20 protein-coding genes are annotated in these 24,018 nt (G+C 47.4%); 11 read left to right on the top strand and 9 right to left on the bottom strand.

Annotation, left to right across the window (positions count from 1 at the left end; all coding sequences use genetic code 11):
- Nucleotides 1-131: 131 nt before the first annotated feature.
- Together HMPREF3091_RS21650 and HMPREF3091_RS21645 are read right to left on the bottom strand one after the other, a co-directional pair.
- A complete protein-coding gene (locus HMPREF3091_RS21650) occupies nt 132-908 on the bottom strand; it encodes an SGNH/GDSL hydrolase family protein (RefSeq protein WP_070719029.1) in 777 nt (258 codons plus the stop codon).
- 10 nt (nt 909-918) lie between these two features.
- On the bottom strand, nt 919-1,959 hold the full coding sequence (locus HMPREF3091_RS21645) for a porin (protein ID WP_070719025.1): 1,041 nt from the start codon (nt 1,957-1,959) through the stop codon (nt 919-921).
- 408 nt (nt 1,960-2,367) lie between these two features.
- Between HMPREF3091_RS21645 and HMPREF3091_RS21640 the strand changes: the two genes are divergently transcribed.
- Nucleotides 2,368-3,738, top strand: coding sequence for a class-II fumarase/aspartase family protein (locus HMPREF3091_RS21640; RefSeq protein ID WP_070719018.1), 1,371 nt, complete (start codon nt 2,368-2,370; stop codon nt 3,736-3,738).
- A gap of 45 nt (nt 3,739-3,783) precedes the next feature.
- Here HMPREF3091_RS21640 and HMPREF3091_RS21635 read toward each other — a convergent pair whose 3' ends face one another.
- A complete protein-coding gene (locus HMPREF3091_RS21635) occupies nt 3,784-4,677 on the bottom strand; it encodes a MurR/RpiR family transcriptional regulator (RefSeq protein ID WP_070719016.1) in 894 nt (297 codons plus the stop codon).
- A 352-nt stretch (nt 4,678-5,029) separates the two neighbouring features.
- Here HMPREF3091_RS21635 and dcuC point away from each other — a divergent pair, with 352 nt between their 5' ends.
- Both dcuC and HMPREF3091_RS21625 read left to right on the top strand, forming a co-directional pair.
- Nucleotides 5,030-6,397: a C4-dicarboxylate transporter DcuC gene (gene dcuC / locus HMPREF3091_RS21630; protein ID WP_070719013.1), complete on the top strand. Its 1,368-nt coding sequence runs from the start codon at nt 5,030-5,032 to the stop codon at nt 6,395-6,397.
- Nucleotides 6,398-6,425: 28 nt separating this feature from the next.
- Entirely contained in the window at nt 6,426-8,120 is a 1,695-nt protein-coding gene (locus HMPREF3091_RS21625) for an NAD-dependent malic enzyme (protein WP_070719010.1), read from the top strand.
- Nucleotides 8,121-8,178: 58 nt separating this feature from the next.
- On the opposite strand, the gene alaC is transcribed toward HMPREF3091_RS21625, so the two are convergent.
- Nucleotides 8,179-9,393 (bottom strand): alanine transaminase, encoded by a 1,215-nt coding sequence (alaC, locus tag HMPREF3091_RS21620; protein WP_070719006.1) that lies wholly within the window; start codon nt 9,391-9,393, stop codon nt 8,179-8,181.
- 291 nt (nt 9,394-9,684) lie between these two features.
- Here alaC and HMPREF3091_RS21615 point away from each other — a divergent pair, with 291 nt between their 5' ends.
- Entirely contained in the window at nt 9,685-9,999 is a 315-nt protein-coding gene (locus HMPREF3091_RS21615) for an ElaB/YgaM/YqjD family protein (RefSeq protein WP_070719003.1), read from the top strand.
- A 64-nt stretch (nt 10,000-10,063) separates the two neighbouring features.
- Here the strand turns inward: HMPREF3091_RS21615 and queD are convergent, their stop codons facing one another.
- Nucleotides 10,064-10,423, bottom strand: coding sequence for a 6-carboxytetrahydropterin synthase QueD (queD, locus tag HMPREF3091_RS21610; protein ID WP_008814216.1), 360 nt, complete (start codon nt 10,421-10,423; stop codon nt 10,064-10,066).
- Nucleotides 10,424-10,980: 557 nt separating this feature from the next.
- Here queD and cysJ point away from each other — a divergent pair.
- From cysJ to dld, 4 genes are all read left to right on the top strand, one after another.
- The gene (gene cysJ / locus HMPREF3091_RS21605; protein WP_070719001.1) at nt 10,981-12,783 is read left to right on the top strand and encodes an NADPH-dependent assimilatory sulfite reductase flavoprotein subunit; all 1,803 of its coding nucleotides are present in this window, start codon (nt 10,981-10,983) and stop codon (nt 12,781-12,783) included.
- Nucleotides 12,783-14,513 carry an assimilatory sulfite reductase (NADPH) hemoprotein subunit gene (cysI, locus tag HMPREF3091_RS21600; RefSeq protein ID WP_070718996.1) on the top strand — a complete coding sequence of 577 codons (1,731 nt, stop codon included), beginning with the start codon at nt 12,783-12,785 and terminating at the stop codon, nt 14,511-14,513. Before cysJ ends, cysI begins: the two co-directional genes overlap by 1 nt.
- Nucleotides 14,514-14,552: 39 nt before the next feature.
- Nucleotides 14,553-15,284 (top strand): phosphoadenosine phosphosulfate reductase, encoded by a 732-nt coding sequence (gene cysH, locus HMPREF3091_RS21595; RefSeq protein WP_070718994.1) that lies wholly within the window; start codon nt 14,553-14,555, stop codon nt 15,282-15,284.
- A gap of 155 nt (nt 15,285-15,439) precedes the next feature.
- Nucleotides 15,440-17,185, top strand: coding sequence for a D-lactate dehydrogenase (gene dld / locus HMPREF3091_RS21590; RefSeq protein WP_070718991.1), 1,746 nt, complete (start codon nt 15,440-15,442; stop codon nt 17,183-17,185).
- Nucleotides 17,186-17,252: 67 nt separating this feature from the next.
- On the opposite strand, the gene speG is transcribed toward dld, so the two are convergent.
- The 3 genes from speG to purM all read right to left on the bottom strand — a co-directional run bounded on the left by speG (nt 17,253) and on the right by purM (nt 19,668).
- Nucleotides 17,253-17,810 carry a spermidine N1-acetyltransferase gene (speG, locus tag HMPREF3091_RS21585; protein WP_035503055.1) on the bottom strand — a complete coding sequence of 186 codons (558 nt, stop codon included), beginning with the start codon at nt 17,808-17,810 and terminating at the stop codon, nt 17,253-17,255.
- Nucleotides 17,811-17,976: 166 nt separating this feature from the next.
- Nucleotides 17,977-18,615 (bottom strand): phosphoribosylglycinamide formyltransferase, encoded by a 639-nt coding sequence (purN, locus tag HMPREF3091_RS21580; RefSeq protein ID WP_004091830.1) that lies wholly within the window; start codon nt 18,613-18,615, stop codon nt 17,977-17,979.
- 12 nt (nt 18,616-18,627) lie between these two features.
- Nucleotides 18,628-19,668 carry a phosphoribosylformylglycinamidine cyclo-ligase gene (purM, locus tag HMPREF3091_RS21575; protein WP_035503095.1) on the bottom strand — a complete coding sequence of 347 codons (1,041 nt, stop codon included), beginning with the start codon at nt 19,666-19,668 and terminating at the stop codon, nt 18,628-18,630.
- 302 nt (nt 19,669-19,970) lie between these two features.
- On the opposite strand from purM, the gene upp reads away from it, so the two are divergent.
- From upp to hda, 3 genes are all read left to right on the top strand, one after another.
- Nucleotides 19,971-20,597 (top strand): uracil phosphoribosyltransferase, encoded by a 627-nt coding sequence (gene upp / locus HMPREF3091_RS21570; RefSeq protein ID WP_035503097.1) that lies wholly within the window; start codon nt 19,971-19,973, stop codon nt 20,595-20,597.
- Between the two features lie 220 nt (nt 20,598-20,817).
- A complete protein-coding gene (gene uraA / locus HMPREF3091_RS21565; RefSeq protein WP_004091836.1) occupies nt 20,818-22,110 on the top strand; it encodes a uracil permease in 1,293 nt (430 codons plus the stop codon).
- Nucleotides 22,111-22,191: 81 nt separating this feature from the next.
- Nucleotides 22,192-22,899 carry a DnaA inactivator Hda gene (gene hda / locus HMPREF3091_RS21560; RefSeq protein ID WP_004091837.1) on the top strand — a complete coding sequence of 236 codons (708 nt, stop codon included), beginning with the start codon at nt 22,192-22,194 and terminating at the stop codon, nt 22,897-22,899.
- A gap of 129 nt (nt 22,900-23,028) precedes the next feature.
- Here the strand turns inward: hda and HMPREF3091_RS21555 are convergent, their stop codons facing one another.
- Complete coding sequence (locus tag HMPREF3091_RS21555) at nt 23,029-23,997, bottom strand: SinI family autotransporter-associated protein (RefSeq protein WP_070718987.1); 969 nt, start codon at nt 23,995-23,997, stop codon at nt 23,029-23,031.
- Between the last annotated feature and the right edge of the window lie 21 nt (nt 23,998-24,018).

Genomic DNA, 24,018 nt, shown 5'->3' with positions numbered 1-24,018 from the left:
GTGACCAAAACACTTCACCGTAATCCCATAGGATATTGACGTAAGCCGGAGTGGAAATGGCACTTTTTATATAGGCCTAATAAATGAAGGAAGTATTACGCCTTGGTTGCTAAATCGCCTTTCTTTCTCGGCTATTGCTGTTTTTGAAATTCAGTGACAGTTTCCCATGCGGCCTGTTGCAATATTTTCGCGGTTGCAGGTGTCATATTCGTATCCACGGGAAGCGCACCGCCAACGGGAGATTGGTTATATAGCGTGGCAAAAAATACGCAGGCAGCCAAATATGTTCCTTCCATTGAGGGATGAACGCCATCATGGTAGTAAATATTAATCTCTGGATGTGTTTGACGAACCTTTTCAAAAGCCAAACCTACGGGGGCGATATAACCGCCTGTTTTTTGCGCGATAGATACGTAGGCGTCAGCCAGCTTTTGTGTGTCTTCTGGCTTATTTTTCTTCGCCCAGGTCATAAAGTAGACAACCTTCGAGCCAGCCTGATGAGCCATATCTGCCATCTTAACGGCGGAGTCAATGAAATTTTGCCGTGTGCTTTCTTTCTTTGAAATTGTCTCCGTTGAGTTGCCTTGCAAGATAACGACATCCCATTTTTGCAAACTGTTCTGATATGCCAAATTATTGATTTGCCAGCTTAAATTTCCACTGGAAATTGTTATCCCCCGATATTGATATCCTTTGGCGTGGTCTGGTAATAGAGACTGAGTGAGATCACGCAGTCGGGTATTAATGTTATTGTTATAAAACGTAAAAGAGTTCCCATAAAGTGCGATAATTTTATTTTCTCCATCCATTTTTGCATGTGGGGATGGAGCTAACAAAGTATTTGCATAAGAATAGAAACTACTTAAGGTAAACATGGTGGCAACGGTAAATAAAGTTAATTTTTTCATATATCATCCCTTAAAAATCGTAGCGTAGCCCAACGATGAGTGCATCATCATTTATTTTTTCATTTTTACTTGCGAGCGCTTTATCGTAAGTAAATGACAACCACGTGTTTCTTGCCAGCGTTAGTTGTGCCTCAGCACGCCAATCTTTTTTTTCATCGATATTTTTATCTTTTTCATTTAAAAAACTATAACCGGTAAGAAATTTCAGATTGCCAAATTTATATGAAATTAACGAGTCCATGCCTTTATAGTCATTATCACTCTTATTATCTCTGGCAATTGATGTTTTTAATGCAGTCAAGGAGGCTTCAAAGTTTTTATAGCCGATTTGCAAACCGGCCATGATCTGATCGTTTTGGTTACGTCCATCAGTCGTCACAACGCCATCTTGTCGTTTGTAGCGACTGGCTGCGATCGCAGGCGTTATTTTAATCTCACCAAGCTTGAATGTATTTCGGTAACTTGCCATGGCTCCATAGTCCAATGCTTCATTATTGCTGTTGCCATTACCAGATACCCACGCAAGCTGGATCTCATTTCCTGCGAAGTTAGCATTCCATTGCACCGTACCATCCTGACGGTTGAATTGATACGAGTCATCAATGGTGGTTATCCCATAACTGTAAATATTCGGTGTAAAGTTTTTGTACTTATCCGTCATTTTTATGACTTGGTAGAGTGGGTTTTTAGTTCTGCCGGTAATAAGTTCTCCCCATGTTTTGTTAGATAGGCCAACATAGGCGTAACGCGCTTCTAAATCGCTCTCGTCAGTGTTGTTATCATTTTTTTCGGTTCGAACCTGCCATTCTAATCGACCAACAATTTTTGTTTCGGGTAAAAAATCTAAATCTCGAGTCAGGTAAATCCCTAATCGCCCACCCAGATCGTTACGAGTTTCACTGCCGGCAAATGAGTTTTCACCACTGGCCATTTGTCCCTCTAGTCGCCCATAAATGTCCAGTGTATTGCCGTCTTTATTGTAGACATTCATGGCATATGTCGATGAGCTTATTCCGAAAAGAAGTAATAGTGTAATCTGTTTTAATTTCATTTAATCCCTCAACCAATCGTCAATAATCCTAGCCATAAAAATGAAATGTTGTTGCTGGGTAATTATTTGAGTGAAGTTGATAAGTGTTATATGGGAATTGTTTTTTCTCAGGAGAAAGTGTGACTTTTTACGCATAATACAGGGGTTATAACTTCTTTTTATTAATTTTTTCATTACTTGGAGTCGATAAAAAAATGGTCTCTCTATCTGTTTTTAATATAATTGAGAAATTTATGAGAGAGAGTTCTCATTTCTAGTGCATGAGAAAAATGAAAAAGGGAATGTGACTTTCTCATACGTTTTTTTGGCATGGGAATATCATTTTCCCCTATAAATCGACGGGTAGATCCAGCAGTATTTATTAATCACATTCTTTATTTAGATATTTTATTGCCGGAGAGTCTCGGTATGTACGGTAAGCAAACAACGGTCTTTGATTCTGACTTGTATTCATCACTCTTCACCGATGAACAGATGCGGGAGATATGGACTGACGACAACCTGCTTCGTTGTTGGTTACGTTTTGAATCAACGGTGGCGAGAGTGCAAAGCGACTTAGGGATCATACCTCAGCAGGCCGCGGACGATATTGAGCAAGCGTGTCGAGAGTTAAAGCTGGATTGGCAGGCGTTAGCACAAAGTACCCAATCGGTAGGAATGGCCATTAAACCACTGATAGATCAGGTTTCAGCTTTCGGCTCTCCGCTGGTTAGCCAGTATTTGCATTGGGGATGCACCACCCAGGATTTATTGGATTCTGGTCTTGCGATGCGGCTCCAGCAAACGCTACAGCTTTTGCATAAGCAGTTGCTTAATGTGGGAGAAGAACTGAAGTCCATGGCCATAAGGCATTCTCGCACAGTCATGGTTGCACGCACTAACTCGGTGGACGCTTCTCCTACAACTTGGGGGCTTCAGGTTTCCAGTTATCTAACAGAAGTTAATCGCCACTTAGTCAGACTTCAGCAGGTTTATCCACGAGCGATTACTGGCCTTTTTGGAGGCGCTGTAGGGAACCTTGCTTCCGTTGGTTCGCAGGAAATGGAGATGCGTGAGCGACTGATGCTTGCATTGGGGCTGAATGTTCCTTGCGGAATCAATAATGCTAGTCAGGATACGATTGTTGAAGTTGTGCAGTTTTTTGCACTTATTCATGGAACCTTGTGTCGTTTGGCTAATGACGTTGAAACTATGGGGCGAGCCCCAATCGCGGAGGTTTGGGAGGGGGAAGGTGGTGGAGGCTCCAGTACCATGCCACATAAGTCTAATCCACGAGCGAGCAATATGATCCAAACGTTGGCCAGAATGGGGTGGATGTATGCTTCTGGTGCGCCAGCGATGCTAGATCAGCAGGATGTTCGAGCTGCCTCTATGCGAGTACTGAATTGGACGATCTTACCTGAAGCATCTAATGCATTATCAACAAGCCTAAAACGAGCAGAAAAGCTGCTATCACATCTCATTGTTAATGAAGAGAAAATGCGTGAAAATTTTGCTAGTTCAAAATATTTCATCATGTCGGAATCACTGACAATGAAGCTTGCCGCTAAAGTTGGTAGAAAATCTGCTTATAATCTCGTTAAAGAGGTTTTGAAACATGCCAATGGTGAACAAAACTTCATGGATATTGTGCAATCCAGCCCAGATATTCGAAACTCTTTATCGTTAGCTGAGATTGCTGAGGCTTGTGAACCGATGTCTTATATCGGATGTAATAATGAGTTAATTACAGAAACCATCGCTGAATTTGAAAGAGTGAAAGCCATAAAACTAGCTTGATCTCTCTTTCTGATATAGTAGACATAATTCCATCAACTGCCTCCTTTATGCATTATGTGAGGAGGCAGAAAATGCCTCAAAAAACACAAACAGCTCTTCTAATTGGGCAAAGTTTCCCTCCTGATCGCCTTTTTCATAAGCCAGATGTAAAATTAGTTCTATAAAAAAGAAACCGAGAATGCGACTTTGAAAAACGGACTGCACATCGCTTGGTAGCACGAATTGAAGATCACAGAATTTACCATAGGGGTTTGCTTCTGAGTTGGTAATTAGCACAACAACGGCATTTTTTTTCCTAAACCATTTTGCAATGTTGAGCGCAACCCGATTGAATCGATAGTAGGAGAAAACGATAAGGATGTCATTCTCCTTAATATTTATCAAACATTTAGGCAGCTCGCTGATATCGGTGGGTAGAATCGTTATGTTGCTTCGAAAATATTTTAGCAAGGTGCAAAAGTGAATTGCCATAGCGTGAGATGACGAGGGGCCAACTACATAAATATGGCGTTGATTGTTCAGGATAAGTGCTGTGAATTCATTAAGCGTTTCAATGTTTATGTTTTGCTTAAATTCAGAAAAAAGTGATGTGACTTTTTGGGTGAATTCATTAACGATATGTTCTGTCGTGATACTGGTGTTATTGCGTAGACGAGTATTTTGCTCGAAAGGCGCAGATATTTTATTTTGGGATAATGAGGTGTTGAGCGCTCTTTTGAAAGCAGAGTAGCCAGTAAAACCGACCTTGTTAAGAAAACGTCCGATGGTTGCCTTGCTCACTGCCGCATTTTTCGAAAGATCGACAATGCCGTGATACGATAATTCGTTAAAGTGTTTATTAATATATTCATTAAGTCTATGCTCTGACTCGGTTAGGTTTCCAATGTTTTTTGTCAGTAAATTGTACTCATCCAAACTTAATGCATTCTTTTGGAACATATGTGTTATCCAGTGGTTATTTATAACAAGGTTGTTATAAGTTAATCTCCCTCAGTCGTCAATCATCCAGTAAACATAAATACAAAGAGAAATTAGCCTTTTGCAGCCATATGTACTCTCATTTAGAGAAGATGCGATCTTCTTCACAAAAAGTGGTGGGAAAAACTTTTTCCCGTATTTCATGGCAATGAGAACAAATATAATCAAACCTTAATATCAAAGCGATTAATGCTGGCAATTAATGATTTACTTAGCTTGTTAATACTCTTCGGAGTGCCTTGTGATATTCAATGAGGCATATTTAAATCATGGTATTTATATATTTTGTTTGTACTGCATAGGGATTGTTATTATGGCTGCGCTTATCATAGCAATAGTAATAACAGTGATTGCTGCTTGGCTGATTGTGAAAAATTACCAACCGCAAACTGTTTTATTACTCGCTGGTCTTGCATTATTAACCATTACTATTTTGTTTTATCCAGAAAATAGTATTCTTTATGATAAAGCCAAATCAACAGGTTCGAACTGGCTAGATATATTTAGCTTTGCAAAAGAGTCTCTGACTACACAAATCGCGGGTATCGGTTTAATTATTATGGCCGCTGGCGGATTTGCCAGCTACATGGACCATATTAAAGCTTCGAATGCGATGGTCAATATGTGCATTCGCCCTTTGCAGGTGATAAAAGCGCCTTATCTCATCCTCGCCTTTGGCTATATTTGCGCCCAATTGCTGCATGTGGCCATCTCCAGCGCAGCAGGGCTAGCGATGTTATTGTTAGTCACCTTTTTTCCCGTTCTTGTGCGTTTAGGGGTGAGTAAGGCTTCTGCGGCAGCCATGATCGGTTTATGCGCTTTTATGGATCTCGGGCCTGCTGTGGGTACCGCAAATCTGGCGGCAAAACATGCTGGTATGGAAAGTGCGGTTTACTTTGCTCATTACCAGATGCCAGTGGCGTGCGTTGTGATGCTCGTTGTCGCTATAGTCATTTTCTTCTCAGCTAAGTATTACGATAAAAAGGAAGGCCTTGTTTCTGGTGAACAGAGCGTTGTCGAGTCTGAAGAAGAAGGGCGTAAAGTTCCTATATTCTATGCGTTATTACCGATCTTACCTGTAGTGCTCGTGTTGGTATTCAGCCCATTGGTGATTAATAAGATTAAGATTGATGTTGTTACAGCGATGATCCTTGGCACCGTCGTCGCCTTTTTCTGTGAATGGCTGACAACGAGAGATTTCAAAGCTTGCTGCAAGGGAATGCAGGTGTTCTTTAAAGGGATGGGGAGCATGTTCACCAGCATTGTCTCCTTACTGGTATGCGCAGATATTTATGCTCAGGGATTGCAGAAAATTGGCGCAGTGGATTACCTCCTTCAGTCAGTGCAAAACGCGGGTTTAGGCTTCACGAGTATGACTCTGGTCATGACGGCTCTGGTGGGGATCACTGCGGTATTAACGGGCTCTGGTGTTGCTGCATTCTTCTCATTCTCAGGATTAGCTCCTTCAATAGCGGCAAAATTTGGAGAAAATGCGGTTAACATGATTCTTCCTATGCAGATGATGGCAGGTATGGGACGTTCAATTTCTCCCGTAGCCGGCATTATTATCGCCGTCAGTAAGGCGGGTGAATGCTCACCATTTATGATCGTGAGAAGGACGATGTTCCCTGCACTGGCAGGTATGGTTGCGATGTTGATTGCGAATTATGTGTTGATTTGAAACCTCTCTTATTATTTGGTCGTCACCTATGGATAGCAACGTGATAAACGATGTTTTGTATGTCCCATTTACTGGAAAATTGCTGTTAGAATCCCCATTGCTGAATAAGGGAAGTAGCTTTACTAAGCAAGAAAGAAATGATTTTAATCTTAATGGATTACTGCCGTCTGCTGTTGAAAATATTGATGAGCAAGCAGAGCGAGCTTATCAACAATATATAGAAGCTGAATCTGATAATGCCCGGCATATTTATTTGCGTAATATTCAGGATACCAACGAGACGCTATTTTATTATCTCTTAAAAAAACATCTTTCGGAAATGTTGCCGATTATTTATACGCCGGTTGTTGGTGCGGTATGTGAGAAATTTTCTTGGATTTATCGTAGGGCCAGAGGCGTATTTATTTCATGGCCAGACCGCGAACACATTGATGATATTCTGCATGATATCCCTAGACATGATGTCAAAGTGATTGTCGTCACGGATGGTGAACGTATTTTAGGTTTGGGCGATCAGGGCGTGGGCGGTATGGGGATCCCGATTGGTAAACTGTCGCTTTATACCGTATGTGGAGGGATCAACCCGGCGAATACGTTACCAATTATGCTCGATGTGGGGACCAATAATACGCAGTTGTTGGACGATCCCCGCTATATAGGCTGGCGACACCCGCGTATTACGGGGGAAGATTACTTTGCATTTATTGATATGTTTATTGCCGCAGTCAAACGACGTTGGCCAGATGTTTTAGTGCAGTTTGAAGATTTTGCACAGCATACGGCGGTGCCGCTGTTGAGCCGTTATCGGGACAAGCTTTGCTGTTTTAACGATGATATCCAAGGTACGGCATCGGTGGCATTGGCAACGATATTAGCCGCATGTCGGAGTAGTGGACGTGATTTCTGCCAGCAAACCATTGTCATTGTAGGGGCAGGCGCCGCTGGATGTGGTATTGCTCAGCATATAGTTGCCTGCCGTGTAGCAGAGGGGATGAGTGTTGCTGAGGCCCGTCAGACTATTTTTATGGTAGATAGAGAGGGGTTAGTGCTTTCTACGAGTACATCGCTGGTAGATTTTCAGATCCCATTAGCGCAGCCACCAGAGAAACTCAGAGGTTGGCAATATGTAGGGGAAACGCCATCTCTGATAGAGGTGGTTGAAAATGCAAAACCAGCTCTTATGCTGGGAGTCTCTGGTCAGGGCGGGCTTTTCACTGAAGAGGTTGTGCGCACTATGTATCGCCACTGCGAGCGACCGATTATTATGCCATTGTCTAATCCAACATCGAGGATGGAGGCTACGCCGAAGGATTTAATCGATTGGACTGAAGGACAAGCAATTATCGCCACGGGAAGCCCATGTGAAGCGGTTGATTTTGGCAGTAGCAGGTTCCCAATATCGCAGTGTAATAACGTGTATATTTTTCCTGCTATTGGTCTGGCGACGATTGCCAGTGGTGCAACGCGGGTGACTGAAGAGATGCTGATGGCGGCGAGTCGTGCACTTGCCGATGTTTCGCCGTTGGTTTGTAAAGGATCTGGGGGATTACTACCGGAAATCAGTACGATATGCGAAGTTACTTGCCTCATTGCATTTGCAGTTGGCAAAGCCGCACAGCGATCCGGTGTGGCGGATGAAATGAGTGACGTGGTACTTCACCAAAACATCAGGGATACTTTTTGGCTGCCGCACTATCGCCTCTATAAACGTAGGGCGATCTAACAAAGCTAACTCAGCCCCTCTCCCTGTGCATGATGACATCAAGGAGAGGGGCGATAATTTAGCTTTTCGCTGCTATCACTCCATCCTTCCTAAACATCCCTTTAATCCCGCGTACCGCCTGACGAATGCGATCCTGATTCTCGATCAGGGCGAAGCGAACGTGGGTGTCACCGTAGTCGCCAAAACCAATACCGGGTGAAACTGACACTTTGGCATCGGCCAACAGTTTTTTGGCAAATTCGAGTGAGCCTAGATGTGCATACGCATCAGGGATTTTGGCCCACACATACATTGAGGCTTTTGGATTTTCAACCATCCAGCCCGCCTCGTGCAGGCCTTTTACCAATACATTGCGGCGCTGACGGTATTGCTCGGCAATATCTCGGACGCATTGTTGATCGCCTTCGAGCGCGGCGATAGCCGCAACCTGCAAGGGGGTGAAGGTGCCGTAATCGTGATAGCTTTTGATACGCGCCAAGGCACTCACCAGTTCTGGATTACCCACCATAAAACCGATACGCCAGCCTGCCATGTTGTAGCTTTTTGACAGCGTAAAGAACTCCACCGCCACGTCTTTTGCACCAGGGATTTGCATGATAGACGGTGCTTTCCATCCGTCATACACGATGTCGGCATAGGCCAAATCGTGTACCACTAAAATATCGTGCTCTTTTGCTAGCTTAATAACGCGCTCGAAGAAATCTAATTCAACGCATTGTGCGGTAGGGTTGGAAGGAAAACCTAAGATCATCATCTTCGGTTTAGGAATACTTTCACGAATGGCACGTTCCAGCTCGTTGAAAAAATCGATACCGGACACCAGAGGCACAGAGCGCACCTGAGCGCCTGCGATAACAGCGCCATAGATATGAATCGGATAACTTGGGTTAGGAACCAGAACCGTATCGCCATGATCTAGCGTTGCTAGCATTAAATGCGCCAGCCCTTCTTTGGAGCCAATGGTGACAATGGCTTCGCTGTCAGGATCGATGTCTACCTGATAGCGCTCCTGATACCAGTGGGAGATCGCACGACGCAAGCGTGGTATACCGCGCGAGGTCGAGTAGCCGTGGGTATCTTCACGCTGCGCCACGGTACACATTTTTTCGACAATGTGTGGCGGCGTCGGGCCGTCGGGATTCCCCATGCTCAGGTCGATAATGTCTTCGCCGCGCCGACGCGCAGCCATTTTCAACTCAGCGGTGATGTTAAATACATAAGGGGGAAGACGATCAATACGGGTAAAGCGACGCGGAGTGCGTGAATCTGTCATAGATACCTCAGAGATTACGTTAGCGCCCGGACCGTCCGAGCGACGCTGCCTGTTTAAGCTTGGAGCATTGCAAACTGGCTATTAACGAAAATAAGCGAAGCCGAGGGAACTGTCGAGAGGATTTTTTAACCGATGATTTTTCGCGTTTCACGGCGTTTCCAGAACAGTCCGAGTCTTAATTACCGAGTTTCTCCTTTTTTTCAACTATGCTTATTAGCTAACGTTAAATCTGCTCACCGTTTTTTCGGCAGGCATGTGACCATGATTTTGATACAGCAAAGAGGGAGCACTATGTTTAGAAAAACCGACAGAGTTGAACGCACAATCGAAGAAGAAGTGTCATTGTTGGCAGATGCATTGGAAGGCGTATTGCAAGAAGGCGCAGATAAAACGGAAGATGAAATCGCATCGCTACGTCGAAGTGCGCAAGATACGCTGCGTGAAGTAAAAGCGCGAATTAACGGCGATACGCCGTGTCCAGTCACCGAACGAGTGAAAAGTGCCTGTTGTGACGTGGACGGCTACGTGCGCAATAAACCATGGCACAGCGTAGGAATTGGAGCGACAGCGGGGCTGATTCTTGGGTTGCTGCTTTCGAAACGCTGATAAAATGTCAGGTCGTTAACTCAATGAATGTGACCGGTGTAATACCGGTCACGCATTCGCGCCATTAGCCGCGATAGGTACAGCCAGCAGTGCAGGTTTCTTTCACTAATACCGCGCTTAGCAGAGGGAGTTCAGGCTTGAGCTGTTGCCAGATCCACTGTGCCAAGACTTCGCTCGTTGGATTTTCCAGACCAGGGATATCGTTTAGATAATAATGGTCGAGGCGATCCAGAATCGGTTTGAACGCCGCTTTCAGCTCGGCAAAATCCATCACCCAGCCGGTATAGGCATCAACTTCGCCGGTAATTTCAATGCGAACTAAAAACGAATGACCGTGCAGGCGTCCACATTTATGTCCTTCTGGAACATGTGGCAGATGGTGCGCAGCTTCGAACTGGAAATCTTTAAACAGGGTGGTTGTCATGATGACGCCTCGTAACCTAAAAAACCTGCGCATACTACCGGAAAGCGCCCGTTGGCGGTAGTTTTACCGCATCTATGGTTTAATCTTATTGCTTTAAAGAGTGGAAAAAAGCGAGCAGGGACAGCGACCATTCAACCAGTATAGGCGATTGGCCGTTCATTTATCTCAAAGACATTTCCCCTCATTTTCTTCCCTCTCATCCTTCCTATCAATGTCAGCCCAGCGCTAAGTCTATTTTTTATTTACATTGCTAAGACTCTGGTATGTGCAGGATATATAAATTAATGAGTGTGAAATGCATCAATTTATTCATTAAATATATGTTTGTAACTGATTTTAATGATTTTTATTGAAAACACTTCCACCTCTATCACCAATCAGAATTAGTGTTTAGTTCAAATCGTTATTTGTTATTTCCATCACTTATTTAATTGTTATTATCCAGCTAGGTAACCTTACAAAAAACGCTACATCATTCGTCACACCCATGGTTCTAAAAGCTCAGTCTGAGGCTGCTTGAAGTACCACAGGGATCACTGTGCAAGGAAAACTTAGCAATGACGACTCAGGCTCCTCCTACTTCTATGCTGCCACTGACGCCCGAGCAGTTGGCAAAGCTCCAGTCGGCGATTGGTGAGTTTTCACCAAACCAGCTGGCTTGGCTGTCCGGCTATTTCTGGGGAATGGTCAATCAACAGCCAGGTGCTGTGGCCGTTGCTCCAGCACCTGCGGTAGCGGCTTCAATCACCGTGATTTCTGCTTCGCAAACGGGCAATGCTCGGCGCGTGTCAGAACAGCTGCGCGACGATCTCACCGCTGCTGGCCTGAGCGTTACGTTGGTTAACGCCGGTGATTATAAATTCAAGCAGATTGCACAGGAAAAACTGCTGCTGGTCGTCGCTTCTACGCAAGGAGAAGGGGAACCGCCAGAGGAAGCCGTAGCGCTGCATAAATATTTGTTCTCGAAAAAAGCCCCACAGCTGGCAGGAACGGCGTTTGCGGTATTTGGCTTGGGTGATACATCCTACGAAAATTTCTGCCAGACCGGAAAAGATTTTGATACGCGTTTAGGTGAACTTGGCGCTGAACGTTTATTAGATCGCGCTGATGCAGACGTCGATTTCAAGGCCGCCGCTGAAGCATGGCGTAAGCAGGTTGTTGAGGTGCTTAAACAGCGCGTACCACAGGTTACACCCGCACAGGCTCAGGCCAGCGTTGCCGGTAGTGTGGCGCAGGTACTCAGCAGCCCTTATAGCAAAGAATCGCCGTTGACTGCGACGCTCGCGGTAAATCAAAAAATCACGGGACGTAACTCTGATAAAGACGTTCGTCATCTCGAAATTGATCTGGGCGACTCGGGCTTAAGTTACCAGCCGGGTGATGCGTTGGGCGTGTGGTATCACAACGATCCTGATTTAGTTGAAGAGATTATCGGACTGGTGTGGCGCACGGGCGATGAAAAAATCACGCTTAATGGGCAAACGCTGACGCTGCGCGAAGCGCTGACTGACCATTTGGAACTTACGCAAAATACCACCGTGATCGTAGAGAAATATGCCTCTCTGTCACGCGATGAACGGCTGATTGAGCTGCTGGCGGATAAACACCAGCTGCAACAATATGCTCAGACAACGCCGCTGCCGGATATGATCCGCCAAGCCCCGGCCGATTTGGACGCTGAGCAACTGGTTGCACTGTTGCGTCCACTGACGCCACGCCTCTATTCCATTGCCTCTGCGCAAGAAGAAGTAGGTAGTGAAGTTCATATCACCGTTGGGGTGGTGCGCTATGACGTTGAAGGTCGCGCTCGCACCGGTGGCGCCTCGGGGTATCTGGCCGATCGTCTAGAGGAAGATGGGGAGTTACGCGTATTTATTGAACATAACGATAATTTCCGCTTGCCTGCAAATCCACAAACGCCGGTGATTATGATTGGTCCAGGCACCGGTATTGCACCGTTTCGAGCCTTCATTCAACAACGTGCGGCTGAGGGGGCTGAAGGGCTCAATTGGCTATTCTTTGGCAACCCACACTTTACCGAAGATTTTCTCTATCAGGTGGAGTGGCAACGCTATGTCAAAGAGGGGGTTCTATCCCGTATCGATCTAGCTTGGTCACGCGATCAAAATCACAAAGTCTATGTTCAAGACAAACTGCGTGAACAAGGTGCCGAAGTGTGGCGCTGGATTGAAAAGGGCGCACATATTTACGTCTGCGGAGACGCCAACCGCATGGCGAAAGATGTTGAACAGGCGTTACTGGAGCTATTGGCTGAACACGGTGGAATGGACGCCGAACAAGCCGATGAATTTTTAAGTGAGCTGCGCGTTGAGCGCCGCTATCAGCGGGACGTTTATTAATGAGCAACTATACCTTTAGCAGTAAACATCCGGGGCCGTTGGTGGTAGATGCACCATTGGCCGACGCTGAGCGCCTGAAGCGCGAGAGCAACTTTTTACGCGGTACTATCGCCGAAGACTTAAATGACGGGCTAACCGGTGGATTCAACGGCGATAATTTCTTGCTGATTCGTTTTCACGGCATGTACCAGCAAGATGATCGCGATATCCGAGCAGAGCGCGCCGAGCAAAAGCTGGAGCCTCGTCATGCCATGATGCTGCGCTGCCGTTTACCGGGCGGGGTGATGACGCCGCAGCAGTGGTTAGGTATTGATAAGTTTGCCGATGAAAGCACCCTTTATGGCAGCATTCGTATTACGAACCGCCAGACTTTCCAATTCCACGGTATTCTCAAACAGAACGTGAAACCGGTGCATCAGTTGCTTAATCGTCTGGGGCTGGATGCGTTAGCAACGGCTAATGACGTTAACCGTAACGTGCTCTGTACTTCAAATCCAGTGGAGTCCGAACTGCATCAAGAAGCCTATGAGTGGGCGAAAAACCTCTCTGAGCATCTTTTGCCACGTACTCGAGCCTATGCGGAAGTCTGGCTGGATCAGGAGAAAGTAGAGACTACCGACGAAGAACCGATTTTAGGCGCGACCTATCTGCCGCGTAAGTTTAAAACTACGGTAGTTATTCCACCGCAGAACGATGTCGATTTGCACGCTAACGATCTTAACTTTGTGGCGATTGCTGAAAACGGCAAGCTGGTTGGCTTCAACGTATTGGTTGGCGGCGGGCTCTCTATTGCGCATGGCGATAAGGCAACCTATGCCCGAACTGCCAGCGAGTTAGGCTTTATCCCGGTTGAGCATACGCTGGCTGTGGCCGAAGGCGTAGTGACTACCCAGCGTGATTGGGGTAACCGTACCAATCGTAAAAATGCCAAAACCAAATACACATTGGAACGCGTGGGTGTAGAAAACTTTAAAGCCGAAGTGGAAAAGCGCGCGGGTGTCACTTTTGAACCGATTCGTGCCTATGAATTCACTGGCCGTGGCGATCGTATTGGCTGGGTAAAAGGCATCGATAAAAAATGGCATCTCACGCTGTTTATCGAAAATGGACGCATTTTGGATTATCCAAATCGTCCTCTTAAAACGGGCATGGCTGAAATAGCCAAAATCCATACCGGTGATTTTCGCTTAACCGCCAACCAGAATCTGATTGTGGCGGGTGTGGCTGAAGAAGACAAAGCCCGTATTGAGCGAATTGCACGTGAACATGGGTTGATGGATGACAGCGTCAGCGAGCAACGTAAAAACTCGATGGCCTGTGTTTCGTATCCTACTTGCCCGCTGGCAATGGCGGAAGCCGAGCGCTTTCTACCTCAGTTTGTTACGCAGGTTGAGGAAATTATGCAAAGCCACGGCGTGGGCGATGAGCACATTGTGCTACGCGTGACCGGATGCCCGAACGGCTGTGGTCGTGCACTGCTGGCGGAAATTGGTTTGGTGGGTAAAGCGATTGGTCGCTACAACCTCCATCTCGGCGGCAACCGCGCTGGAACCCGTATCCCGCGCATGTATCGAGAGAATATTAGTGACGCAGAAATTCTTGCTGTGATTGACGAGCTGGTTGGCCGCTGGGCAAAAGAGCGCCATGCAGATGAAGGTTTTGGCGATTTTACGATTCGAGCAGGAATTGTGCGGCCAGTACTCGATCCGGCAAGAGACTTCTATGACTAAGTCGCTTGCTAGGGCGCATTGATGTGGAGGACTTTGATTATGTCCCAATTTGATCTGAACGAATTAAAAGCGCTCCCAAAAGTTGAACAGGTGATGGCTTTAGCTGAAATCAATACTCAGTTGGAGAGGCTCAGTGCGCAGCAGCGAGTGCAGTGGGCGTTGGAGCATTTGCCTGCCGAGTTTGCGTTGTCTTCCAGCTTTGGGATTCAGGCTGCGGTGTCGTTGCATTTAGTCACGCGTGAACTGCCCACGATTCCCGTGATTCTGACGGATACGGGTTATCTCTTTCCTGAAACTTATCAATTTATTGATTCGCTTACTGAAAAGCTGAATTTGAATCTCAAAGTTTACCGCGCAGTACAGTCACCGGCATGGCAGGAAGCGCGCTATGGCAAACTTTGGGAACAGGGCGTTGAAGGCATAGAACGCTATAACGATATGAATAAAGTTGAGCCGATGAACCGCGCGCTGCAAGAGCTCGGAGCGCAAACGTGGTTTGCAGGCCTACGCCGTGAGCAGTCGGGTAGCCGAGCACATTTACCTGTGTTGGCTATTCAGCGTGGCGTATTTAAAATTCTGCCGATCATCGACTGGGATAATCAGCAAATTTATCAATATTTGCAGCAAAACGGTCTGAGCTATCATCCGCTGTGGGAACAGGGGTATCTCTCCGTCGGCGATACGCATACCACGCGCAAATGGGAACCGGGGATGGCGGAGGAAGAAACGCGATTCTTTGGCCTAAAACGCGAATGCGGGCTGCATGAGTAGCCGTCTTTTTACTTCAAAAGCCTGACCCTTGTGTCGGGCTTTTTTTGTCGTGCGGGTAAATTATTTATTTAACTAATTAGTATAATTTTTTTCACATTCGTTCAAAAAGCGGTATTCTCGAAAGGATTCATCATACTAATAAAAGGACGATGGCTATGCAGGTACAACCTCACGCTGGAAATCAGTTATCTGACTCACGTGCGCTCATTCATCAACTCACGGAGATCGTGGGAAAATCCCATATTCTTACCGATGCTCGCAAGACCGAGCGCTACCGCAAGGGGTTTCGGTCAGGGCAAGGTGATGCGCTTGCGGTCGTTTTTCCAAGCAGTCTGCTGGAGCAGTGGAAGGTGTTCAAAGCCTGCGTAGAGGCCGATAAAATTGTATTGATGCAAGCAGCCAATACCGGGCTCACGGAAGGATCTACCCCGAGTGGTAATGATTATGACCGAGAGATCGTCATTATCAGCACTCAACGTTTGGATAAAATTCAGTTGCTAGATGAAGGTAAACAGGTGGTTGCTTTGCCTGGCAGCACGCTGTGGCATCTGGAACGCGTGTTAAAACCGCTTGGGCGCGAACCACATTCGGTCATTGGTTCTTCGTGTATCGGCGCATCCGTAGTGGGTGGGATCTGCAATAACTCGGGTGGCTCCTTGGTTCACCGTGGCCCTGCCTATACCGAAATGGCGCTTTATGGCCGAGTAAACGAGCAGGGACAGGTTGAGCTCATCAACCACTTGGGCATTGAGTTAGGCTGCACGCCAGAAGAGATCCTGACACGTTTAGAGGCGCAACAGTACAGTCCACAAGACGTCGAACATGACGAGCGTCAGGCTTCAGACCATGATTACGCTGAGCGTATTCGTGATGTTGATGCAGACACGCCTTCGCGTTTTAACGCAGACGAGCGCCGTTTGTTTGAAGCCTCGGGTTGCGCAGGCAAGTTAGCGGTATTTGCGGTTCGTTTAGATACTTTTCCGGCGCAAAAATCTTCGCAGGTGTTTTATATCGGTACTAACCAGCCGCAGGTGCTGACTGAATTGCGCCGTCATATGTTGGCAAACTTTAAAAATTTGCCGGTCGCGGGTGAATACATGCACCGCGATATATTTGATATCGCTGAAGTCTACGGGAAAGACACCTTTGTGATGATCGACAAGTTAGGCACCGACAAAATGCCGACTTTCTTCACGCTCAAAGGTCGCATGGATGCCCTATTTGGCAAAGTGCCTTTCTTACCTTCGCATCTGGTCGATCGTACGATGCAAACCTTGAGTCATTTGTTGCCATCACATTTGCCTAAACGATTGAAAGAGTACCGTGACCGTTTTGAACATCACCTGATGCTAAAAATGTCAGGCGAAGGTATTGAAGAAGCCCGCACATGGTTGGAATCTTACTTTGCTCAGGCCGAAGGTGAATTCTTTGTCTGTACACCGGAAGAAGGGGCGAAGGCTTTCTTACACCGTTTTGCCGCGGCAGGCGCCGCAATACGCTATAACGCGGTGCACAGCAAAGAGGTTGAGGATATTTTGGCGCTGGATATCGCACTGCGTCGTAACGATCATGATTGGTTTGAACGATTGCCAGCAGAGTTTGATGATGCGCTGGTACATCGCCTCTATTACGGGCATTTCATGTGCTACGTTTTCCATCAGGATTACATCGTCAAAAAAGGCGTCGATGTGCATGCGCTGAAAGATAAAATGCTGGCGCTGCTGGATCAGCGCGGTGCGGAATATCCTGCGGAGCATAACGTGGGCCACTTATATCAGGCCAAACCGCAGTTAAAAGCGTTCTATCAGCAAAACGATCCTACTAATACATTGAATCCCGGTATTGGTAAAACATCTAAATTGAAAAACTGGGGCTGTGGTTGTGAGCACCACCAGAAGTAAATATTAGGATGAGATGAACAAACAGAGCCCGATAAAGTCGGGCTCTGCTGTATCCGGCGAACTAAAATCAGAATCCGTTTGGGTTCACCGGCGGCGTTGGTGATTTGTACTTCGCCAAATAGTCAGGCTGGAAAATACACATGCGGATCGCATTGCGATATTCACCGTTGATAAAGAATTCGTGGATCAGTTCGCCTTCAATTTCAAAACCAAGCTTGCTGTAAATATGGATCGCCTTTTGGTTTTCTTTGTCGACGATTAAATACAGCTTGTAGAGATTGAGCACGGAAAATCCGTGATCCATTGCCAGCTTAGCAGCTTTGCTGGCATAGCCGTGGCCTTGATGGGCTGGGTCGATAATGATTTGGAATTCTGCTCGGCGGTGGATGTGGTCAATTTCTACCAACTCTACCAGACCGATTTTTACCCCGTCATGCTCAACGACGAAGCGACGCTCGCTCTGATCGTGGATATGTTTGTCATACAGCTCAGAGAGTTCTACAAAGGCAATATAGGGTTCTTCAAACCAGTAACGCATGATGCTGGCGTTATTATCGAGTTGATGAACGAACGTCAAATCTTCCCGTTCCAGGGGACGTAATCTGACGTTGTTGTCGCTGGACATGTTGATTCCTCTCACTGTCATAATTTTCAGCTGAATAGCCGATGTAGTGAATACTACGAGTTTTATTATAGCGTTAGTTAATGTCAGAAAAAGCCATGGAAGCGTAAATACAAAAATCCCCAGCTAAAACTGGGGATTTAAAGGAATATTCGTGATTGTAACGATACTAATCCGGCGCATATCCCTGCGGTGGCAAACGAACGCCGTCTAGCCAAGCTGCATCATCTTTCGTCGTTAAACGGCCTTCGACAAACCAGCTGACAACCAGTGGATAGATGGCGTGTTCTTGAACCTGAACGCGTTCGATAATCTCGTCTTCGCTATCCTGCTCAAAGATCGGCACCTTGGCTTGCAAAACGACGGGGCCGCCGTCGAGCTCATCGGTGACGAAGTGCACTGAGGTGCCATGCTCTTCATCGCCGTTGTTTAACGCTTGTTGGTGCGTATGCAGACCCGGATATTTTGGTAACAGCGACGGATGGATGTTGAGCATCCGACCATTATAGTGCTGAACAAAACGCGGCGACAGAATACGCATATACCCAGCGAGAACGACCAGGTCGGGATGGTAATTGTCGATCTCATGCATCAAGGCAAGATCGAAAGCATCGCGGTCGGCAAAGGCTTTCGGATCTAAATAATGAGCAGGAATATCGTCATGCGCCGCTCGTTCAAGCCCATAGGCATCGGCCTTGTTGCTGAATACGGCACTGATACGAGCACGGATCCGACCCTCATGACAGGCGTCGATTAACGCCTGTAAATTGCTGCCGTTGCCGGAAATTAAAACCACGATGTTTTTCATAACATGAACCGCTTATGCGTTAATCACTACGCGCTCTTCGCCGGTGGAAGCGGCAATTGTACCGATTTTCCACGCTTTTTCACCGTTGGCATTCATGAGTGCGATAGCAGCATCGGCTTCTACGGCTGGCAGCGCGATAATCATGCCCACGCCACAGTTAAAGGTGCGATACATTTCATGACGGCTGACGTTACCGGTCTGCTGGAGCCAGCTAAAGACCGCAGGCCACTGCCAACTGGATTCATCGATGACGGCCTGAGTACCTTCCGGCAGAACGCGTGGGATATTCTCCCAGAAACCACCGCCGGTTAGGTGGGCAATGGCGTGAATGTCGTGTTCTTCAATCAGTTTCAGAACTGATTTTACGTAGATTTTAGTGGGAGCCAATAGATGATCGGCGAGTGGTTTGCCTTCCAGCTCTACGGTGAGTGGATCGGCATGACTGACTTCAAGAATTTTGCGAACCAGAGAGTATCCGTTCGAATGAGGGCCGCTTGCGCCGAGTGCGATTAATACATCGCCCGCTGCAACTTTGCTGCCGTCGATGATTTCTGATTTTTCGACCACGCCAACACAGAAGCCGGCGACGTCGTAATCTTCGCCGTGATACATCCCCGGCATTTCAGCGGTTTCGCCACCGACCAATGCGCAGCCAGACTGTTTGCAGCCTTCAGCGATACCGGTGATAACGCTAGCCGCGGTATCTACGTCCAGTTTACCCGTAGCGTAGTAATCGAGGAAGAATAGTGGCTCGGCACCCTGTACGACTAAGTCATTGACGCACATCGCGACTAAATCAATGCCGATAGTATCGTGACGTTTCAAGTCCATCGCCAGACGTAGCTTGGTGCCGACGCCGTCGGTGCCAGAAACCAAAATTGGTTCGCGATATTTTTGTGGTAGGGCGCAAAGCGCACCGAATCCACCCAGCCCCCCCATGACTTCTGGGCGACGAGTTTCTTTTACCACACCTTTAATGCGATCAACTAAGGCATTGCCAGCATCAATGTCTACACCTGCGTCTTTGTAACTGAGAGCGGTTTTGTCGGTCACTGCGAAAATCCCCATGGCGGTTAGGATGAGTTCTGGTATCCGTGATAAAGCGAGTGGACGCGTGGCTTAAGCTCACATCGGATAACAGAAATCACCCTGAAATATTCAAGAGCGCGGCAATTCTAACAGTCTAGGCAAACGTTTGCGAGCGGCTTGTGAAGGGGATCTGGTTTTTTCCTGTAATCCATGTAGATCTCATCTAAGCTGATCTGGATCATGATTTTAACGGTGGCGCAGAAATTAAAAGGCGGTATAATCTCGCGATTTTTTTTTGCGCTGACCGCTACCTGGGAGATGAAATGATGAAGATCGTCGAAGTAAAACACCCGCTCGTAAGACACAAACTGGGCTTGATGCGCGAGAACGATATTAGCACTAAACGTTTTCGCGAGCTGGCATCAGAGGTCGGGAGTTTACTGACCTATGAAGCGACCGCAGACCTAGAAACAGAAAAAGTCACTATTGATGGTTGGTGCGGTCCGGTCGAAGTAGATCAGATCAAAGGCAAAAAAATCACCGTGGTTCCAATCCTGCGCGCAGGTCTGGGCATGATGGAAGGCGTCTTGGAGCACGTACCAAGCGCGCGTATCAGCGTCGTTGGCGTTTACCGTGACGAAGAAACTCTGGAACCTGTACCTTATTTCCAGAAACTGGTTTCTAACATCGATGAGCGTATGGCTCTGGTGGTTGACCCAATGCTGGCAACCGGCGGTTCTATGATTGCGACCATCGACCTGCTGAAGAAAGCGGGCTGCCATAGCATTAAAGTGCTGGTATTGGTTGCTGCGCCTGAAGGTATTGCCGCACTGGAAAAAGCACATCCAGACGTTGAGCTGTACACCGCATCTATCGATCAGGGCTTGAATGAGAAGGGGTACATCATTCCTGGCTTGGGCGATGCGGGCGATAAGATATTTGGTACTAAATAAAAGATGAGCCGACTTTGAGAGTCGGCTTTTTTTTGGCCTGTCCCCTTCATACGTGAAGCCGCATTTGTATTGCCTAGGTTCACTCTTGAATCACTAACGAGAGTTAGTGAGCCGGAATGTGCTGCCGAGTCGATTGGATGCCACTCCCACTATTTAGGGGGAGGCCAAGTTCAAAACACAACACCTGATAATTCAATAAAATCACTTAGAGGATGTAACCATGACTCGTCGCGTCATCGGAGTAAGCGAACGCCCACCGCTTTTGCAAACGATTCCGTTGAGCTTTCAGCACCTGTTTGCCATGTTTGGGGCAACGGTGCTCGTGCCTATTTTATTTAAGATTAACCCTGCGACGGTTTTGCTGTTTAACGGTATTGGTACGCTGCTGTATTTATTCATCTGTAAGGGCAAAATTCCCGCTTATCTGGGCTCTAGCTTTGCCTTTATTTCCCCTGTGATGCTGCTTTTACCTTTGGGCTATGAACTTGCGTTAGGGGGCTTTATCGTCTGTGGCGCGCTGTTCTGTTTGGTCGCGCTGATTGTGAAAAAAGCGGGCACCGGCTGGCTGGATGTGATGTTTCCACCCGCGGCGATGGGCGCGATTGTGGCCGTAATTGGTTTGGAGCTGGCTGGGGTCGCGGCTAACATGGCTGGATTGCTGCCTGCCAACGGGGCTTCCGTAGATAGCACGACGATTACGATTTCTATGGTCACTCTTGGCGTGACCGTGTTGGGTTCGGTTCTGTTCCGTGGTTTCTTGGCAATTATTCCTATTCTTATTGGTGTGCTGGCGGGTTATGCCCTGTCGTTTGCGATGGGCGTTGTCGATTTAACGCCGATCCGTGAAGCGCACTGGTTTGCGTTGCCGACGTTCTATACGCCGAAATTTGAGTGGTTTGCGATTCTGACGATTCTGCCCGCTGCGCTGGTGGTTATTGCAGAGCACGTTGGCCATTTAGTTGTTACGGCGAATATTGTGAAGAAAGATTTGCTACGCGATCCGGGGCTGCATCGTTCGATGTTTGCTAACGGTCTGTCCACGATGTTCTCTGGTTTCTTTGGCTCAACGCCAAATACCACTTACGGTGAAAACATCGGCGTTATGGCGATTACCAAAGTGTACAGCACATGGGTCATCGGCGGCGCAGCGGTGTTGGCGATTCTATTATCCTGCATCGGCAAACTGGCTGCGGCGATCCAAATGGTACCTGTACCGGTGATGGGCGGGGTGTCCCTACTGCTGTACGGGGTAATCGGTGCTTCTGGTATCCGTGTACTGATTGAGTCTAAAGTGGACTACAACAAAGCGCAGAACCTGATCCTGACCTCGATTATTTTGATCATCGGCGTGAGTGGCGCGACGATCCATATTGGTGCGGCTGAGCTGAAAGGCATGGCCTTGGCAACGATCGTGGGTATCGCGATGAGCTTGTTATTCAAAGTGATCAGCATGGTGCGTGGTGAAGAAGTGATCATCGACGAACAGGAAGAAGAGCAAACGCCTGCGCGTTAATTCGATCCTTCAGATCCTAACTCAACAGCCGCTGGTTTATGTGTTAAACTGGCGGCGTTTTTTTGCCTGTTTTGGTTTGAGGTGCTTCTGAATACGCCGGCACAGCTTTCACTGCCACTTTATTTACCTGATGACGAGACTTTCGCAAGTTTCTATTCGGGAGAGAATTCTTCTCTGTTAGCTGCATTGCAGGGCGCTTTGCAGCAGGAGCATGGTACCTATATCTATTTTTGGTCGCGTGAGGGCGGGGGGCGAAGCCACCTACTGCATGCGGCCTGCGCAGAACTTTCCCAGCGCGGAGAAGCCGTGGGCTATGTGCCTTTGGATAAACGCGCCTACTTTGTGCCAGAGGTTCTCGATGGCATGGAGCAACTCTCTCTGGTGTGTATCGATAATATCGAATGTATCGCGGGAGAAGAGGAGTGGGAGATGGCAATTTTCAATCTCTATAACCGCATCCTTGAAACCGGCCGCACACGCCTATTGATCACCGGCGATCGCCCTCCACGCCAACTGAATCTGCGTTTACCCGATTTGGCCTCGCGTCTGGACTGGGGACAAATCTATAAACTCCAGCCACTCGGCGATGAAGATAAACTTTTGGCATTACAGCTACGCTCTAAATTGCGCGGTTTTGAATTGCCAGAGGATGTCGGACGTTTCCTGCTAAAGCGTCTGGATCGTGAAATGCGTACGCTGTTTATGACGTTGGATCAGTTGGATAGGGCGTCGATCACCGCACAGCGCAAGCTGACGATCCCGTTTGTGAAAGAGATATTGTCGCTGTAACGAGCAGATTAAACGTGGGTGATTGACTGCGTAGAATGATCAATCACATTGGGCTTCAGGCGGCTTTGCCTGAACTAGACGGGGTCAGAAAAGATGCCATTCCCAGATGGGAATGGCATAAGAGCGTAATTACTTACGTTTGTATTTAATGGCCAGAGAATTACCCTGTACACCGTCTGCGCCCGCGCCTGATAGCACGTTCGTCGCGTCAGCGTTGGTTACTGGGATTACTAAATCCTTGTTTTTAACGCTAGAGTCGCCGGAGGTGGCCGCCGTTGCGCTCTGCCCAGAGAATACCCACATATAGTCGTAATCGCTGGTAACATCGGTATCGACGCCGCTGTCATAGGTGCCGTTACCGTTAGTATCCCGCCATAGTTTGACCTTATAGGTATGACCGGTATGCAATTTAACGGTGGAATCTTTGAGCAGGTTGACGGTGGTGTCCGCAGCGTCATAGATAATCACGCTCAGTTCATCGTCCACGACTGGCCCTTCTGGAATATCATCACTATCCGAGCCGCCGCCGGCGTCTGTTGACAGATCCGCCAAATCTACCTGTACGCCAGTACGAGGATCGCCCGTTTCGGTATTAGGGGTAATCTGCAACCCGATATAGCAGTTCTGATCCGCCTGTACGATGGTGTAAGAGTCGGAACCGTTCGTGCCGTCGCCCTGTAGCTCACGTCCATTGGATTTATTCTGATCGCTATAGCACATCCACTTGATGGTCTTTTTGGTTAACCCCGTGGCGTCGGTATCGCCCTCGGTATCGTTAATATCCCAAGAGACGGTAATTTTATCGCCAACGTGCAGCTGTTTCTCGCCATCGGTCGACGCCGTTGCGCCGCCGGTGCGGCCAGAACGATCAATCTCAACTTTGACATGCTGACCGTCGTCGGTAGGTGCTCCACCCGGCAGTTTAATTTTCGGAACGGTACCTAGAATGCTTCCGGTGTTGCCGCTGATCTGCCAGCCAGCCGCATCCTTCAGATTTCCAACTTCGTTGGCAGCTATCGCGGTAGGTACAGCACAATATCCAGCGACGGTTATTGCTAACGCGATGCTGGTTAGACGTCGTTTTGCTGTTTGCTTCATAAAATACTCCTCTATGACATA

It is taken from the genome of Hafnia sp. HMSC23F03 (genome assembly GCF_001816025.1).
Lineage (GTDB): Bacteria > Pseudomonadota > Gammaproteobacteria > Enterobacterales > Enterobacteriaceae > Hafnia > Hafnia paralvei.
The sequence above is the reverse complement of the archived record's forward strand: the minus strand, read 5'-3'. Positions and strand labels throughout refer to the sequence as shown.